Consider the following 15,651-nt stretch of genomic DNA (forward strand, 5'->3'; position numbering starts at 1 on the left):
TCCCCGGGGGCCATGGGCCGAGGAGGCCGTCATGTCCGAAGAGACCGTGCCGCAGCAGGGCGGGACCGGGCAGCCGAAAGGGCTGTTGCAGCAGATGGAGGAGCTGATGGCGGCGTTGAACGCTGATCTGTCGGCGTTGGACGCGGATCTTCAGGCAGCGGGGGATGCCGGCCGAGGGCCGGGCGAGGAGGGCCCTGTCGGCTGAGGGACGGGACGGGGGCGGCGTTCCCCGGAGGGCCGGGCGCGCAGTTCTCCTTGAGGGCGTTGCCCCAGGGGCGCGGGGAACTGCGCGAACAAGCCCCACCGGCCCGCGCTACGCCAGGAGCGGTCCCTGGTCTAGCCCGCTTCCCGCTCCGGGACCACCTGTTCGCGGTCCGCGAGTCTGCGGAGCATTTCGAGGACGCGGTCGCGGGACTCGTCCGCCGCGTCGATGGCCTCCATGCACTGCCAGTACGTGCCCTCGTCGTCCGCGGCGCAGGCGAGGCCGACGAGGGCGATGCCGACCTCGCCGAGGAGACCGCCGAGGAACATCAGGGTGTGGCGGGCGTCGCCCAACTCGGTGAGCTGGCCCGCCCGCAGCTCACCCGGGGCCAGTTCGGGCGGGTCGAGGACGCCGCAGCCTCGGCCCGCCAGCTCCGTCAATCCCAGTGCCTCGCCGCGCAGTTCGGGCGGTCCGGCAACCGCGAGGCGGCTGCCTATCGCCTGCGCGAGGGCCTGCGCCTGCCACACCTCGGCCAGGACCTCCCGCTGGTCGCCACCCGCGGCCAGGGACCGCCTGCTCGTCACGATGAGCCGCACCGCGTCCATGCGCTGCCCCCGTCTGTCACGACGCGCTCCCGCGCGTACGCCTGCCCGAACTCCCTAGTTCACTACCCAGAGTGAAGGGGTGTGAGACGAAAAGCCAGAGGAAGACGGAAATCTGCGGACAACAATTCGGATTCGGGCCGCATTTTGGTTACGTAGCGTACAAACGGACTTTGCTACTCCTGGATCGGAAACCTCCGCTCGTTCCGGTCGATCTTCGCGTTCAGCGCGGCCAGCGGGTCGATGCCGAGCACCTCGCAGAGCTGGAGCAGATACGCGAGCACGTCGGCGACCTCGTCGGTGACGCGGTGCGCGGTGTCGGGTTCGGTCATGACGCGGGCCGACTCCTCGGGGGTCAACCACTGGAAGATCTCGACCAGTTCGGAGGCCTCCACGCTGAGCGCGGCGACCAGGTTCTTCGGGGTGTGGTACTGCTGCCAGTTCCGCGCGGCCGCGAAATCGGCCAGGCGGCGTTGCAGTTCGGCCACGTCCAGGTGATCAGTCACGGTCCAGGTGTACCACCGTGACACCCTCCGTCCCGGCGGCCCACGAGGCGTCGCTGACCGTGCCGACGAGCCGGATGTGCCCCCGCTCGCACATCCGGGCCGCCAGCCGCAGCAGTTCCAGCCGCTGCCGTCCGTCCAGGCCCCGGTCGAAGCCGTCGGCGAGGACGGTGAGCGTCTGGAGTGCGGCGGGCACCTCGCCGGCCGGGTCGACCTCCAGCACGCCCGGTCCGGTGAGCAGGACCAACGCGAGTGCCACGTACCGCAGTTCGCCGTCGCCGAGCCGTCCCAGGTCCGTACGGACGCCGTCGCCCCGGTCGAGCGTCGCGCGGATCGTTCCCGTTGCCTCCTCCGCCCGGGCGAGCACGTCCGCGACCGGCCCGGCGCAGCCGGCGCGCACCGCCGCCACGAACAGCGCGTGCCGTCGTCCGCACTCGGTGCGGGTGCGCTCCAGCACGTCGGCCAGATTGCCGCAGCCACCGCGCAGCCGGCCGGAGCCGGACGGTACGGGGCCGCGCATCCGGGCGGGCTGGGGGTCGCAGGCGAAGACGGAGCGCAGGGCGACCACCATCTGCTCGGCCGCGGCCAGCACCCTGCGCTGGCCGGGTGTCTTGCCGGCCACGCGCAGCGGCAGCAGGGCCGTGCCGAGCCGGTCGTCCGGCAGCGGGCCGCGGGTCACCGGCGTCGGCCCGGCCGTGTGCCAGGCGGCTTGCACGGCGCGCTTTCCGGGGTCGCGCAGGGCGGTCTCCAGGAGGACAAGGCCGTCGGCCGTCAGCCGCTCGCCCACGACCCGCAGTTCGGGCTCGGCCTGCACGGCCACGTCGAGCCGGACCGGGCCCTCGGGGCCGTCGGCCGTGCAGCCGATGCGGAAGCCCCGGCGGCGCTGCGCGTCGGGCCGGGCCCGCTCCGGGACACAGGCGACGGGGTCCGGGAACGCCTCGCCGAGCCCGGCGCCGCCGCCGAGCCGGGCCAGGGCCTCGTACGCCCGCAGCGCGCTGGTCTTGCCGCAGCCGCTGGGGCCGGCGAGGAGGGTGAGCGGCCCGAGCGGGAACGCGGCTCGGCGGTGGGTGGTGAAGGCGGCCAGGCGCAGTTCCGTGAGGCGGGGGCGGTCGGGATGCGCGAGGGCCGCGGAAGGTGCGGGAGGTACAGGAGATGTGGGGGGTGTGGGTGCGGGGGGCTGGGTCATATCCGGACGGTAGGGCTCCGGCGACAGGACGAACCGTTCCGTCTCCGGGGCATTCCTACGATCGAGCTACCGTCACACCCCGGGAAGCCCGGCCCCCTCCATCAACCCCGTCACCTCGGTGCCGGCCGGCGTCAGCAGGAACACGTTGCGGTCCACGCGGTGCATCCCGCTCGCCAGGCCGAAGACGACGCCCGTGCTGAAGTCGAGGACGCGTTTGGCGACCTCCGTCTCCGCGCCGGTCAGGTCGAGCAGCACGGGCACCCCCGCCATCAGCCGCTCGGCGACGTCCCGGGCGTCGGCGAAGACGTTCACCCGCAGGACGACGAAGCGGCGGCGCGTCTGCGTCTCGGCCTCGGGTATGGACCGGTGGCCGACGGAGGACGGCCAGGCGTCCCGGCCCCGCAGTGGCACGACCTGGGCGAGCCCCTCCCACTGTTCGTCGGTGACATCGTGGCTGTTCACCGGCATGCTCCGTCCTGGCTCGCACTGACTGTCTGCATCGGGCAATTCTTGCGCAGAGTCACCCGTTCGGCCCAACAGCGACACGCTCCGCGACCTCAATGCACCTCACAACGGCCGGAAGGCGGTTGTGTGACGGGCTTAACTCCTCGTGATCGAGCGATGTGACACCTGCGTAACGGGGTGTTCGTACCGTCGACGGCATGACCACGACTCCCCGGCCGCAGCAGGAGACGAAGCAGGTGCGCACCGTCTGCTCGTACTGCGGTGTGGGCTGCGGCCTCGTCCTCGATGTCGGGGCGGGGCCGGACGGCCGGCGCAAGATCTTGAAGGCGTCCGGCGACAAGGCGCATCCGGCGAACGCGGGGCGGCTCTGCACCAAGGGCGCGACCACGGCCGACATGCTCGCCGCGCCCGGGCGGCTGACCAGCGCGCTGGTGCGGGACGACCGGGGCGAGGAGCCGGTTCCGGCGCCGGTGGCCGACGCGATCGCCGAGACCGCCGCGCGGCTGCGGGCGATCGTCGACGAGCACGGGCCGGACGCGGTCGCCTTCTACGTCTCGGGGCAGATGAGCCTCGAGGCGCAGTATCTGGCGAACAAGCTGGCCAAGGGGTTCGTGCGGACGAACCTGATCGAGTCGAACTCACGGCTGTGCATGGCGAGCGCGGGCACCGGCTACAAGCTGTCGCTGGGTGCGGACGGGCCGCCCGGGTCGTACGAGGACTTCGATCAGGCGGATGCCTTTCTCGTCATCGGGTCGAACATGGCCGACTGCCATCCGATCCTCTTCCTGCGGATGATGGAGCGGGTCAAGGCGGGCGCCAAGCTGATCGTCGTCGATCCGCGGCGGACCGCGACCGCGGCGAAGGCCGATCTGTTCCTGCAGGTCAGGCCGGGTACCGACCTGGCGTTGCTGAACGGTCTGCTGCATCTGCTGCACGAGGGCGGGGACACCGACCCGGAGTTCATGGCCGCGCACACCGAGGGCTGGGAGGCCCTGCCCGGATTTCTCGCCGACTACGCCCCGGCCGCGGTCGCGGAGATCACCGGGATCGCGGAGGACGAGCTGCGCACCGCCGCCCGGTTGATCGGCGAGGCGGGCAAGCGGTGGATGAGCTGCTGGACCATGGGGCTCAACCAGTCCACGCACGGCACCTGGAATACCAACGCCCTGGTCAATCTGCATCTGGCGACGGGGGCGATCTGCCGTCCGGGCGCCGGGCCGTTCTCCCTCACCGGTCAGCCGAACGCCATGGGCGGGCGCGAGATGGGCTACATGGGCCCGGGGCTGCCGGGGCAGCGGTCGGTGCTCGTGGACGAGGAGCGGGCGTTCGCCGAGGACGTGTGGGAGCTGCCGCCGGGCACGGTGCGCAAGGACGGCGTCGGGAAGGGCACCGTCGAGATGTTCCAGAGGATGGCCGACGGGGAGATCAAGGCCTGCTGGATCATCTGCACCAACCCGGTCGCCTCGGTCGCCAACCGCCGTACGGTCATCGAGGGCCTCGAGGCCGCCGAGTTCGTCGTGACGCAGGACGTGTTCACCGACACGGAGACGAACGCGTACGCCGACGTCGTCCTGCCGGGCGCGATGTGGACCGAGGCGGAGGGCGTCTTCGTCAACAGCGAGCGCAACCTCACGCTGACCCGGCCGGCCGCGGACCCGCCCGGGGAGGCGATGGCCGACTGGCGGATCATCGCGGAGGTGGCGTGCGCGATGGGGTACGAGAAGGGGTTCTCGTACGACAGCGCCGAGCAGGTCTTCGAGGAGATCCGGCGGTTCTGGAACCCGAAGACCGGGTGGGACCTGCGCGGGGTGTCCTACGAGCGGCTGCGCGAGACGCCCGTGCAGTGGCCGGCCGCGCGGGAGGACGGGCCGGAGCGCAATCCCATCCGGTACGTGGGTGACGAGGGACTGCGTTTTCCGACGGCCTCCGGTCGGGGCGTCTTCTTCGCGCGCCCGCAGCTGCCCGCCGCCGAGATGCCGGACGACGACTATCCGTTCGTGCTCAACACCGGGCGGGTGCAGCACCAGTGGCACACGCTCACCAAGACCGGGAAGGTCGCGAAGCTCAACAAGCTGAACTCCGGGCCCTTCGTGGAGCTCCATCCCGAGGACGCGGGCGCGCTCGGCGTCGCGGAGGGCGAGCTGGTCGAGGTCGCCTCGCGGCGCGGGCGGGCCGTGCTGCCGGCGGTGGTGACGGACCGGGTGCGGCCGGGGTGCTGCTTCGCGCCGTTCCACTGGAACGACCTGTTCGGCGAGTATCTGAGCATCAACGCGGTGACGAGCGACGCGGTGGATCCGCTGTCGTTCCAGCCGGAGTTCAAGGTGTGCGCCGTCTCGCTGGCGAAGGTGGCAACGCCCGTACAGGAGGCGGCCCCAACCGTGCGCGAGGAGCCCGCCCCGGCCCTGACGCCCACGACGGTCACCCCGGGCGCCGCCGATCCCTTCGGCCTGGAACCCTCCCCTCCGCCGGTCCTCTCCGCCCAGGAACGCCGGTACCTCACCGGTTTCCTCGCCGGGCTCGGCTCGGGTGCCCCCGGCGTTCCGGTGCTGCCGCCCGACGCGCCCTTCTCGCCCGAGCACGCCCTGTGGGTCAACGGGGTCCTCGCCGGCATGTACTCCCGGACCTCCCGGACCGCGACCGCCGCGCCACAGGAACCCGCCGGCCGCGAGATCGTCGTGCTGTGGGCCTCGCAGACCGGGAACGCCGAGGAGTTCGCCTCCGCCACCGCCGAGCGGCTGACCGCGACCGGGCACCGCGCGCGTCTCGTCGGCATGGACGAGGCCGACGTCGGGACGCTCGCCCGCACGGCCGATCTGCTCTTCATCACCAGCACCTTCGGGGACGGCGACGCGCCCGACAACGGCAGCGGCCTCTGGGACGCGCTCTCCGGCGAGCCGGCCCCGCGGCTGGACGGGGTGCGGTACGCCGTGCTCGCCTTCGGGGACTCCTCGTACGACGACTTCTGCGGGCACGGGCGGCGGCTGGACGCGCGGCTCGACGAGCTGGGCGGGGTGCGGCTGGCCCCGCGTACGGACTGCGAGCCGGACTACGAGCCCTCCGCCGGGGAGTGGCTGGACCAGGTGCTCTCGGCGCTGGGCGGCACGAGCACGGCCCCTACGCCGGCCTCAGCACCGGCTCCGGCCTCGGCTCCGGCTCCGGCCTCGGCTGAGAAGCCGGGGACCAAGTCCAAGCCCGCCGCCACCGCCCGGCTCGTCGGCAACCAGTTGCTCAGCCGGCCCGGCGCGGGCAAGGAGGTCCGCCGGTTCACCTTCGACACGAGCGGGACGGACCTGGCGTACGAGGCCGGGGACGCGCTCGGCGTGCGGCCCGTCAACGCGCCCGCCCTCGTGGAGGAGTGGCTGGCGGTGACCGGCCTGGACGCGACAACGGCCGTACAGGTCAAGGGCGTTGGCGAGGTGCCGTTCGCCGAGGCCCTGCACCGGCACTTCGACATCACGAGGATCACGCCCGACCTGCTGCGCTTCGTCGCCGAACGCGCCCGGGACAAGCACGAGTTGCGCAGGCTGCTGCGGCCCGACAACAAGGACGGGCTGGCACAGTGGAGCTGGGGCCGGCAGGCCGTGGACGTGGCCGCCGAGTACGCGGTGCGGGCGAGTGCCGAGGAGTGGGCCGGGGCGCTGCGGGGGCTTCAGCCGCGGCTGTACTCCATATCGTCCAGCCCGCTGGTCGACGACCGGCGGGTGTCGCTGACGGTGTCCGTGGTGCGGTACGAGAACCTGCGCGGCCGGGCGCGCGGCGGGGTCTGCTCGCCCTTCCTCGCGGATGCCGAAGCGGACACGGAGGTGCCCGTGTTCGTGCAGCGCTCCCCGCACTTCCGGCCGCCGGGCGACGCCACGACGCCGATGGTCATGGTCGGCCCGGGCACCGGTGTCGCGCCCTTCGTCGGCTTCCTCCAGGAGCGGCGGGCGCTCGGCCACCGGGCTCCCAACTGGCTGTTCTTCGGCGAGCAGCACCGCGCGACGGACTTCTACTACGAGAGCGAACTGACCGAGCTGCTCGACGAGGGCACCCTCACCCGCCTGGACACCGCCTTCTCCCGCGACCAGCGCAACAAGGTGTACGTGCAGGACCGGATGCGCGAGCACGGGCCCGAGCTGTGGCACTGGCTGTGCGAGGGTGCCCGCTTCTACGTCTGCGGCGACGCCTCGCGCATGGCCAAGGACGTGGACCGGGCGCTCAGGGACATCGCGGTGACGCACGGCGGGCTGAGCGAGGCGGAGGCCACCGCGTACGTGAAGCAACTCGCGGCGGACAAGCGGTATGTGCGGGACGTGTACTGACCTAAGCAACTGACCTAAGCACCTTTACTCGCCTCACACCGGACTCTTCACCTCCACCCGGTCCTCGCTCACCAGCGGCGATTAGCGTCCTGCGCCGTGTACTCGGCAGAAACCACGCTGGTGGTGCCCGGCCCGCGGACGCAGTCGGGCGTGGCCGTACCGCCGCCCCCGGCCCAGTGGCACCGCGTCCTGACCCTGCTCGCCGACATCAGTCTGCTGATCGGTACGCGTGCGGTGTGGACGTCGGCGGCCGGTCACCGGCCGGCCGTGGCCGCGGTGATCTCGGCGTGCTACGCCTCGGTCCTGGTGTGCGGGGTGCTGGCCCTGGTCGTGCGCCGGGGCCGGTCGCTGGCGCGGGTGGACCTGTGCGTGCTGGTGACGGGCGTGACGCTCACCCTGTGCGCGTGGATCATGCTGCACGGCGGCTCCGACGAGGCGTTGCTCACCACCCAGGCGGCACGGGAACTGGCCGCGGGGCACGCGGTGTACGGGCAGCCGTGGCCCTGGCTCTTCGGCCACGGCGTGGCCCTCACCCCGACGGTGACCGGCGGCTACGACTTCACCTACGGTTATCCGCCGCTGGCCCCGCTGCTGACCGTGCCGCTGCTGTGGCTGGGCCATGGCGGTGCTCCGGCGACGGCGTTGAGCACGGGCGCGCTGATCGCCGGCACCGTCGCGCTGTGGCGGCTGCTGCCCGCGCCGTGGCGGTCGGCGGCGACCATGGTGTGTCTGGGCTTCGGGATGCTGCCGTCGTACGGCCGGCTCGGCTACCCGGCGATCGTGGCCCTGGCCCTGCTGGTGCCGGTGGTGGTGCGCTGGCCGCGGACGGGTGAGGGCGGGCGGCTCGGCGGGGCGGGTCTGGCGCGGGCCGCGTGCCTGGGGGCGGCGTGCGCGGCGCAGCAACTCCCCTGGTTCCTGGTGCCGTTCCTGCTGGCCGGGATCTACTCCGTGCGGCGCGGTGAATCGGGCGGAGGGGCGGCGGTGCTGGTGGTGCTGCGGTTCGCCGGTGCCGCGGCGACGGTGTGGCTGCTGATCAACACCTACTTCGCCGTCAGTGAGCCGGGCACCTGGCTGACGGGGATCGCCCTGCCCCTGACGCAGGGCGCGGTGGTCCACGGCCAGGGCCTGGTGGGCATCTCGCTGTATCTGACGAACGGCAGCGACCGGCTCGACTGGTACTCCCACGCGAGTCTGCTGCTGTTCGCCGGTCTGCTCGCACTGTTCGTGCTGTTCGTACGGCGGCTGGGCCCGGCCGCGACGGTCCTGCCCTGGTGCGCCTTCTATCTGGCGACCCGTTCCCAGGACGGCTACTACCTGATGATGACGCCGCTGTGGCTGGCGGCGGCAGTGACCGCTCCCGCGTCGGCGTTCGCCGGGGCGTGGCAGCCTCGTCCGTGTCTGCTGTCGGGCCCGCGGCGCGGTCCGGCCCGGATCGTCGCGACGGCGCTGCTGCTGACGCCGGCGCTGGGCAGCGCGGCCGTGGCGGCGACGGGAACGCCGCCGCTGTGCATGCGGGTCACGGCGGTCCGCCGTCCCACCCCGGTGACCGTCTCCCGCCTCACCCTCCAGGTCACCAACAGGGACGGCACGGCGCTCACCCCGCACTTCACCCTGACCACGGGCCAGGGCATGGACCCGTACTGGCGGGTCGCCCGGGGCCCGCGCACGCTGGCCCCGCACAGCACCGCCCGGTACGAACTCCGCCCGCCCTCCGGCCGGTTCGTCCTGCCCCGGCCGGGTGTCCGTGTCCGCCTGCGCGCGTTCACGGCGTCGCCGCAGACCCTGTCGAGCGCGGATGTGCGGCAGTCGCTCGGAGGGGCGGAGTGAGTTCGCAGGGGCGGAGTGACCGCTGTCAGGCGGTGGCGCGGACGAACCGGAGGGCGGCGGTGACCGTGGTCCGGCCGCGGATCATGCCGAGCTGGTTCCAGCCCATGCCGAACTGGTCCCGGTCCACGCTGAACTCGGTGTCCAGGGTGAGCCCGGTGGCGTCCCCGTCCGTCAGGCGGGCGGTGAGGGACAGCGGCCTGCTGATGCCGCGCACGGTGAGCCGGCCGACGACGTGCACCTGGTCGCCGTCGCGGAGCTCGGCGCTGCGGGCCGCGAAGGTGATCTCGGGGTGGTGGTCGGCGTCGAAGAAGTCGGCGGACCTCAGATGGGTGTCCCGCTTGGCGTTCCCGGTGTCCAGGGAGGCGACGTCGAAGGCCAGGGTGCCGACGGCGGACCCGTCGGGCCGGACCTCGCCCGTGCCGCTCAGCGCGCCGAAGCCGCCCTTCACGGTGACCAGGCCCCACATGGTCTTGTGCCGGATGCCGACGGTCGAGGCGGTCGTGTCGAGCTGCCACAGTCCGGTTTCCACGGCGACGGTCATGATCCTTCTCCACTCGTATCGTCCAAATTTGGATGACTGCAATGAGGGCACGCTAGCCGCTCGTCCAAAATTGAACAACCCCCTGCTCCAAATTTGGACGACAGGTACGCTGGACGGCATGGCCGACCCCCAGGAGCACCCCGCCGACCTGCCCGGATGTCCGTCCGCCGAGGGCAGCGGGCTGCTGCCCGCCGAGCTGCGCGCCTGGATGCTGTTGCTCGCCGCGACGGGAGCGGTGGAGCAGCGACTGCGGACGGTCGTGAAGGAGAAGCTGGACATCTCGCACGACGAGTTCCTGATCCTGTGCCTGCTCGCCGAGCAGCCCGAGGGCGGCCTGCGCATGACGCGCGTCGCGGAACTCCTGGGCCGCCCCAAGACCCGCCTCACCTACCAGATCGCCTGCCTCCAGCACGCCGGCCTCGTCACCCGCAGGTCGGTGTGCGGGGACAAGCGCGGCATCGAGGTCGCCCTCACGGACAAGGCCCGGGACCTCCTGACCCAGGCCTCCGGCCCGCTCGCCGAGACGGTCACCGAGGGCCTGGCCCGCTTCATGGGGCCGGACCAGTGCGCGGCGATGCGTGGGCTGGTGCCGGACCTCGCCGAGGAGTCCCGCTCGGAGTGAGGGGCACCCGGAGCGGGGCACTGTTCTCTACAGCGTCGTAGAATCCGGGAACACGGGCGCGACGACGGTCGTTGACCCGAGTACACACGACACATGAGGAGCGAGTTTCTTGTCCGCCAGACCGACGGACCCTCCGGGGCACAGTCCCCGACCATCCCGCCACGGCATCAGTGATCGCGGCACACGGCGGGGTGGTGTGGGGTGAGTGCCGCCGAGGCCCTGCTGGGTCTGCTCGCCGTGTTCGTGCTGACCGCCGGCACCGGCTACTTCGTGGCCCAGGAGTTCGCCTACGTCTCCGCCGACCGGCTCGCCCTCGCGCGTGCGGCCGAGGCCGGGGACCGCAAGGCGGCCCGGGCTCTGAAGGTGCTGGAGCGGCTGTCGTTCATGCTGTCGGGCGCGCAGCTCGGCATCACCGTCACCGGCCTGGTCGTCGGCTTCATCGCCGAGCCGTCGGTGTCCGCGCTGCTGAAGCCCGCCCTGTCCGGACTCGGCCTGCCCGACGCGGCCGTGAGCGGCATCGCCGTCGTCCTCGCCTTCGTGCTGGCCACGGTCGTGCAGATGGTGCTGGGCGAGCTGGCCCCGAAGAATTTCGCGATCGCGGTTCCCGAGCGGCTGGCGAAGGCGCTGGCCCCGTCCACGCTGGCGTATCTGAAGGTCGTCGGCCCCGTCGTCCGCATCTTCGACAACGCGGCGAACAAGCTGCTGCGCAGGGTCGGTATCGAGCCGGTCGAGGAACTGCACCACGGCGCCACGCTGGAGGAGCTGGGCCATCTGATCGGTGAGTCCCACGAGCGGGGCGCGCTGCCCAAGGACACCGCCGCGCTGCTGGACCACGCGCTGGAGTTCTCCGAGCGCACCCTCGACGAGGTGATGGTGCCGCGCGCCGACGCCGTCTTCGTCCGCAAGGACGCCGGTGCCGAGGAGGCGATCGGTCTGATCGCCGGGCACGGCCACTCCAACTACCCCGTCCTCGGCGACCACCCGGACGACATCGCGGGTGTGCTGGGCGTGCGCGAGCTGATGGCGCTGTCCGCCGCCCGCATCGCCGGCGCGACCGCCGGTGAGGTGGCCCGGCGGCCCCTGCTGCTGCCGGACACGCTCGCGCTGCCCGACGCGGTGACGCGGATGCGGGAGCAGGACGACGAGTTCGCGGTCGTCCTCGACGAGCACGGCGGCGTGGCGGGCATCGTCACCTACGAGGACATCGCCGAGGAACTGGTCGGTGACATCGCGGACGAGTCCGACACCGTCACCGTGCTCGCCGTCGCGGACGGCGACGGCTGGCTGGTGGACGCCGGGCGCCGGCTGGACGAGGTGGCCGAGGCCACCGGTGTCCGGCTGCCGGAGGACGACGACTACGACACCGTGGCCGGACTGGTCGTGGACCGGCTCGGCCGCTTCCCGACGGTCGGCGACAGCGTCACGGTCGAGCTGCCCTCGGGCGGCCGGGCCCTGATCGACGTCCGCACGCTGGACCGGCATGTGGCCGACCGGGTGCGGATCAGCCCGCTGGTGGAAGCCGAGGAGATGGCGTGAGTTTCCCCATGGCGGTCTTCGTGACCGTGCTGCTGCTGATCGGCAGCGGTTTCTTCGTGGCGGCCGAGTTCGCGCTGGTCGCCGCCAAACGGCACCGCATGGAGAAGGCCGCGGCCGAGGGGCGGCGCGGGGCCGGGGCGGCACTGGCCGGCATCCGCGAGCTGTCCCTGATGCTGGCCGGCGCGCAGTTGGGCATCACCGTGTGCACGCTGGGCCTCGGCTCGGTGTCGAAGCCGGCGATCTCGCACGAACTCGACCCGCTGCTGCACAAGCTGGGCCTGCCCAGCGCCGTGAGCTACGGCGTGGCCTTCGCCGTGGCGATGGTCGTGGTGGTGTTCCTGCACATGGTGGTCGGCGAGATGGCGCCCAAGTCCTGGGCGATCGCCCACCCCGAGCGTTCGGCGATGCTGCTCTCCCCGCCCTTCCGGGCCGTGGTGCGGGCCGTGCGCCCGCTGATCCGGCTGCTCAACGCGGTGAGCAACGCGCTGGTACGGCTGTGCCGGGTGGCCCCGCGCGACGAGCTGGCCTCGGTGCACGACCGGGAGCAGCTCACGCATCTGGTGGAGGAGTCCGAGCGGCTGGGCCTGATCAGCGCGACCGACTCGGAGCTGCTGACCCGTTCGCTGACCGAGCCGGAGACGCCGGTCGCGGCGCTGCGGATCCCGGCCGCGGAGATCACCTGGGTCGAGGGCGGCGCGGACGTCGACGCACTGCTGCGTTTCGCGGCCGAGCACGACCGCACCCGGCTGCTCGTCCGGGAGAACGGCGTCGTCCTCGGCTCCGTCCACGCCCGCGACGCGCTGGTCGCCCGGGCCCGGGGGCGTGCCACGACCGCGCGCGAACTGGCCCGGCCGGTGCCCGAGCTGACGGAGGCGACCACGGTCGCGGACGCGATCGAGGTGCTGCGCCGCCGCCGGTCGTCCCTGGCCGTCGTCCGCGACCCCGCCGGCGGGCTCACCGGTCTGGTCACCCTGGACGACCTGCTGGCCCGGCTGATGCAGCCGGCCGCGGCGGCCTGACCGGGGCGGGACCGAACATCCAGCACATCTGCACACCGCAGGCCAGGACGCCGTAGGGCGGTGCACCCGGCGCCAAGTCCGTCCCGCGGCTTGGGAACTTGGCGCCGAAGTGCCCGCTTCGGAATTCGGGAGGCAATACACCCGTGTGCCGCCGGTCGACGGGGTGTGTGAAGGAGTGTGCGTAATTCGGTGACCTCGTGGTCATGGCGGTGAAGGCGGTCGCCGGAAAGCCGGGTGCGGCGTCGGCGGGCGGCTGGCCGTCCGGCTCCGGGGAATGTTTTGATCCTGCGCACGGCGGCGCCGCCGGAGCGGAATCCCGGGTCCCGGAATCCCGCGACCACCCGCGTCTCACCGCCATTGCGCACATTCACGCGAAGGGAAACACCCCCATGAACCTCACCCCCCGGGTCGACATCGCCGAGCTCTCCGACGCGGACCTGGACCAGGTCTCCGGCGGCAACGCGGGCGGCGCCGCCTCCGCGGGCCTCGCGGGCGGCCTCTCCGCCGGCCTGGTCGGGCCGCTGACCGCCGAGCTCTGCGGGAACCTCCAGGGCGCCCTGTCGACGGAGGGCGCCGCGGTGGGCGGGAACGCGGGCGTTCACACGACCTCGCTCTGAAAATCCCCGCGTAAAGGGCCCTGGGACGCGTCCCGGGGCCCTTCGCCTTGCCACGCCGGCTTGCCGGGCGTCGCAATGTTGAGGAATTCGCGAAGATCATGACGGAATTCTGGACATGACGGGGGCGGTCGACACGGCGAAGGGGCATGACGCAGACTTACTGCGGCCCTCAGACCCCGGCTGTAAAGCGATAGGACCAGCCCTGTGAAACCCGACTCGACCCGGACCGAAGAACTCCCGATCTACGAGAGCCTCGTACGCGAACGCGGTGACGTCGTGGAGGAGGCCCGCGTGGTGTCCGAGGAGACGCTGCACCAGGCGACGCAGGCACTGAACGGTGTCACGCCGGCGGGTCGTGGCGCCGACTCATGACTGAGTAGCGCCACCGGGCGTTCACCCCGCAGTTCGACGGGCCTTGTCCGGGGGCGCGGCTCTGTCTCCCGTACCGAACGCCCACTCCATCCCCGGCTCCGTCACGCAGCGGAACAGACGCCGTACGGACGGCGTGCACAGCGCGGTCATGACCGCGGCGGCCGCCAGGGTGGCCGTGAGCGCGCCGACGGGTCCCTGGACCCAGTTCGGTTCGTACCAGCCCCAGTACTTGGCGGCCTGCGCCACGAAGCCGTGCAGCAGATAGCCGCACAGCGTGCCCGCGCCCAGCACGGTGCACCACATCCGGCGCCCCGGCACCCAGGCGAGGAAACAGGCGACCAGGACGATCGAGCAGCCGAAGGCGGCCAGGGTCATCAAGGGCCCGTACCAGAACGGCGCGGCCAGGGCCCGGGCGCTGTCCGCGTGGAAGAACCAGGCGTAGTTCATCCGCGGAACCGCCCAGTACGCCACGGCGAGGGCGCAGACGGTGACCGGCACGGCGAGGATGCGCACCTTGCGCCGGCGCACCAGCCGGAAGTGCTCGGGCCGCAGCAGCAGTCCGAAGACGAAGTACGGCAGGAACTGCAGGGTGCGTTGCAGGTCGAGGTCGTTGCCGAGGGACGGCGAGAGCGTCGCCAGCATCGCGATGACGAAGGCCAGCGGCAGCGGCCACCGCACATGACGCCAGAGCGGTGTGGTCAGCCGCCAGACGAACAGCGCCGCGAGGAACCAGGTCAGATACAGGGGATCCAGCAGGCTGATCGGCCGGTCGGGGTCCTGGCTGGTCCAGCGGGTGAACAGGGTGTACGCCGTCTCGAACACGACGTAGGGGACGACGACGCCGGTGACCAGGCGCTTCAGCTTCCCCGGGCTCCCGTCGAAGGTGCGCGAGAAATAGCCGGAGATGATGATGAACGCCGGCATGTGGAAGGCGTAGACGAGCATGTAGAGGGCGGTGACGGCCCTGCTGCCCGGCCGCAACGGCTCCCAGGCGTGCCCCACGGCCACCCATACGATCGCCAGGTACTTGGCGTTGTCGAAGAACGCGTCCCGCTGCCGGACCGGCCGGGCCGGTGCGTCCCGCTCTTTCGTCCGAGCGGCCGGGGCTCCTTCGGCCGCCGGGCGGGCCGTCGTCACCGTGTCACTCACGGGCCCTCCCCCAGCGACTCGAAGCGGCTGTGCCTCGTCTTGCCTGGAGTAAGGGTGTGGGGTCTGCGCAGAACATCGCCCGCACCTTAATCACAGGGCCGTGCCCTCGTTCAACTCGTAACGGGTGTGACTCGCTTCGGCTCATGCCCGGGTATACGTATCGGGACGGGCGATCGTCTCCGCGAGGGCGGCGGTGAATGGATGCCGCGGCTCGGTCAGGACCCTGCGGGCCGGGCCCTGTTCGACGAGTTCGCCCGCGTCCAGTACGGCGATGCGGTGGGCGAGCGCCGCCGTGTCCAGGTCGTGGGTGATGAGCACGAGGGCGAGGTCGTCGCGGTCGCGGACCAGTGCGGTGAGCAGGTCGAGGATGCCGCGGCGGGTGACGGTGTCGAGGCCGGAGGTGATCTCGTCGCAGACCAGGACCCGGGGGCGAGCGAGGAGGGCGCGGGCGAGGGCGGCGCGCTGGAGTTCGCCGCCGGAGAGCTCGCCGGGGCGGCGGTGGACGAGACCGTCCGGGAGCCCGAGGCTCGCGAGCGTGGTGAGGGCCTCGTCCGTGGCCGTCTTCTCGTCGGTGCCGCGCAGCCGGACGGCGGTGCGGGCGACCTGGGCGAGGACGGGCCGGTGTTCGTCGAAGGCGGCCCGGGCGTCCTGGAAGACGTACTGCACGGCCGCCAGTTGGGCACGGCCGCGCTGCCGCAGGCTGTGCGGC

The 15,651-nt window shown here is 72.2% G+C and carries 15 protein-coding genes; 8 read left to right on the forward strand and 7 right to left on the reverse strand.

The window, feature by feature from the left end:
• Positions 1 to 31 precede the first annotated feature (31 nt).
• Positions 32 to 205, forward strand: a complete 174-nt coding sequence (locus ACFTZL_RS11320) for a hypothetical protein (RefSeq protein ID WP_184589512.1) — start codon at positions 32 to 34, stop codon at positions 203 to 205.
• Positions 206 to 336: 131 nt separating this feature from the next.
• On the opposite strand, the gene ACFTZL_RS11325 is transcribed toward ACFTZL_RS11320, so the two are convergent.
• From ACFTZL_RS11325 to ACFTZL_RS11340, 4 genes are all read right to left on the reverse strand, one after another.
• Complete coding sequence (locus ACFTZL_RS11325; protein ID WP_382580439.1) at positions 337 to 807, reverse strand: DUF6099 family protein; 471 nt, start codon at positions 805 to 807, stop codon at positions 337 to 339.
• A gap of 173 nt (positions 808 to 980) precedes the next feature.
• The gene (locus ACFTZL_RS11330) at positions 981 to 1,310 is read right to left on the reverse strand and encodes a nucleotide pyrophosphohydrolase (protein WP_382580441.1); all 330 of its coding nucleotides are present in this window, start codon (positions 1,308 to 1,310) and stop codon (positions 981 to 983) included.
• The gene (locus tag ACFTZL_RS11335) at positions 1,303 to 2,493 is read right to left on the reverse strand and encodes an ATP-binding protein (RefSeq protein WP_382580443.1); all 1,191 of its coding nucleotides are present in this window, start codon (positions 2,491 to 2,493) and stop codon (positions 1,303 to 1,305) included. The genes ACFTZL_RS11330 and ACFTZL_RS11335 overlap by 8 nt, the downstream gene beginning before the upstream one ends.
• A gap of 72 nt (positions 2,494 to 2,565) precedes the next feature.
• Positions 2,566 to 2,961, reverse strand: coding sequence for a cell division protein SepF (locus ACFTZL_RS11340; protein WP_382580445.1), 396 nt, complete (start codon positions 2,959 to 2,961; stop codon positions 2,566 to 2,568).
• A gap of 194 nt (positions 2,962 to 3,155) precedes the next feature.
• On the opposite strand from ACFTZL_RS11340, the gene ACFTZL_RS11345 reads away from it, so the two are divergent.
• Both ACFTZL_RS11345 and ACFTZL_RS11350 read left to right on the forward strand, forming a co-directional pair.
• A complete protein-coding gene (locus tag ACFTZL_RS11345; protein WP_382580447.1) occupies positions 3,156 to 7,259 on the forward strand; it encodes a molybdopterin-dependent oxidoreductase in 4,104 nt (1,367 codons plus the stop codon).
• A 96-nt stretch (positions 7,260 to 7,355) separates the two neighbouring features.
• On the forward strand, positions 7,356 to 9,086 hold the full coding sequence (locus ACFTZL_RS11350; RefSeq protein WP_382580448.1) for a hypothetical protein: 1,731 nt from the start codon (positions 7,356 to 7,358) through the stop codon (positions 9,084 to 9,086).
• A 25-nt stretch (positions 9,087 to 9,111) separates the two neighbouring features.
• On the opposite strand, the gene ACFTZL_RS11355 is transcribed toward ACFTZL_RS11350, so the two are convergent.
• Positions 9,112 to 9,627, reverse strand: a complete 516-nt coding sequence (locus ACFTZL_RS11355; RefSeq protein ID WP_382580450.1) for a YceI family protein — start codon at positions 9,625 to 9,627, stop codon at positions 9,112 to 9,114.
• A 118-nt stretch (positions 9,628 to 9,745) separates the two neighbouring features.
• Between ACFTZL_RS11355 and ACFTZL_RS11360 the strand changes: the two genes are divergently transcribed.
• The 5 genes from ACFTZL_RS11360 to ACFTZL_RS11380 all read left to right on the forward strand — a co-directional run bounded on the left by ACFTZL_RS11360 (position 9,746) and on the right by ACFTZL_RS11380 (position 13,793).
• On the forward strand, positions 9,746 to 10,249 hold the full coding sequence (locus tag ACFTZL_RS11360) for a MarR family winged helix-turn-helix transcriptional regulator (protein WP_382580452.1): 504 nt from the start codon (positions 9,746 to 9,748) through the stop codon (positions 10,247 to 10,249).
• 201 nt (positions 10,250 to 10,450) lie between these two features.
• Positions 10,451 to 11,785 (forward strand): hemolysin family protein, encoded by a 1,335-nt coding sequence (locus tag ACFTZL_RS11365; protein WP_382580453.1) that lies wholly within the window; start codon positions 10,451 to 10,453, stop codon positions 11,783 to 11,785.
• Entirely contained in the window at positions 11,782 to 12,804 is a 1,023-nt protein-coding gene (locus ACFTZL_RS11370) for a hemolysin family protein (protein WP_382580455.1), read from the forward strand. Before ACFTZL_RS11365 ends, ACFTZL_RS11370 begins: the two co-directional genes overlap by 4 nt.
• A 389-nt stretch (positions 12,805 to 13,193) precedes the next feature.
• Positions 13,194 to 13,421, forward strand: a complete 228-nt coding sequence (locus ACFTZL_RS11375) for a hypothetical protein (RefSeq protein ID WP_382580457.1) — start codon at positions 13,194 to 13,196, stop codon at positions 13,419 to 13,421.
• A gap of 204 nt (positions 13,422 to 13,625) precedes the next feature.
• Complete coding sequence (locus tag ACFTZL_RS11380; RefSeq protein WP_382580459.1) at positions 13,626 to 13,793, forward strand: hypothetical protein; 168 nt, start codon at positions 13,626 to 13,628, stop codon at positions 13,791 to 13,793.
• A 21-nt stretch (positions 13,794 to 13,814) separates the two neighbouring features.
• Here the strand turns inward: ACFTZL_RS11380 and ACFTZL_RS11385 are convergent, their stop codons facing one another.
• Both ACFTZL_RS11385 and ACFTZL_RS11390 read right to left on the reverse strand, forming a co-directional pair.
• Positions 13,815 to 14,942, reverse strand: a complete 1,128-nt coding sequence (locus ACFTZL_RS11385; RefSeq protein WP_382580461.1) for an acyltransferase family protein — start codon at positions 14,940 to 14,942, stop codon at positions 13,815 to 13,817.
• Positions 14,943 to 15,083: 141 nt separating this feature from the next.
• Positions 15,084 to 15,651: ATP-binding cassette domain-containing protein (locus ACFTZL_RS11390; protein ID WP_382580462.1), on the reverse strand; the 568-nt coding region annotated here is incomplete at its 5' end.

The sequence above is a fragment of the Streptomyces sp. NPDC056948 genome, assembly GCF_042674225.1.
Lineage (GTDB): Bacteria > Actinomycetota > Actinomycetes > Streptomycetales > Streptomycetaceae > Streptomyces > Streptomyces purpurascens.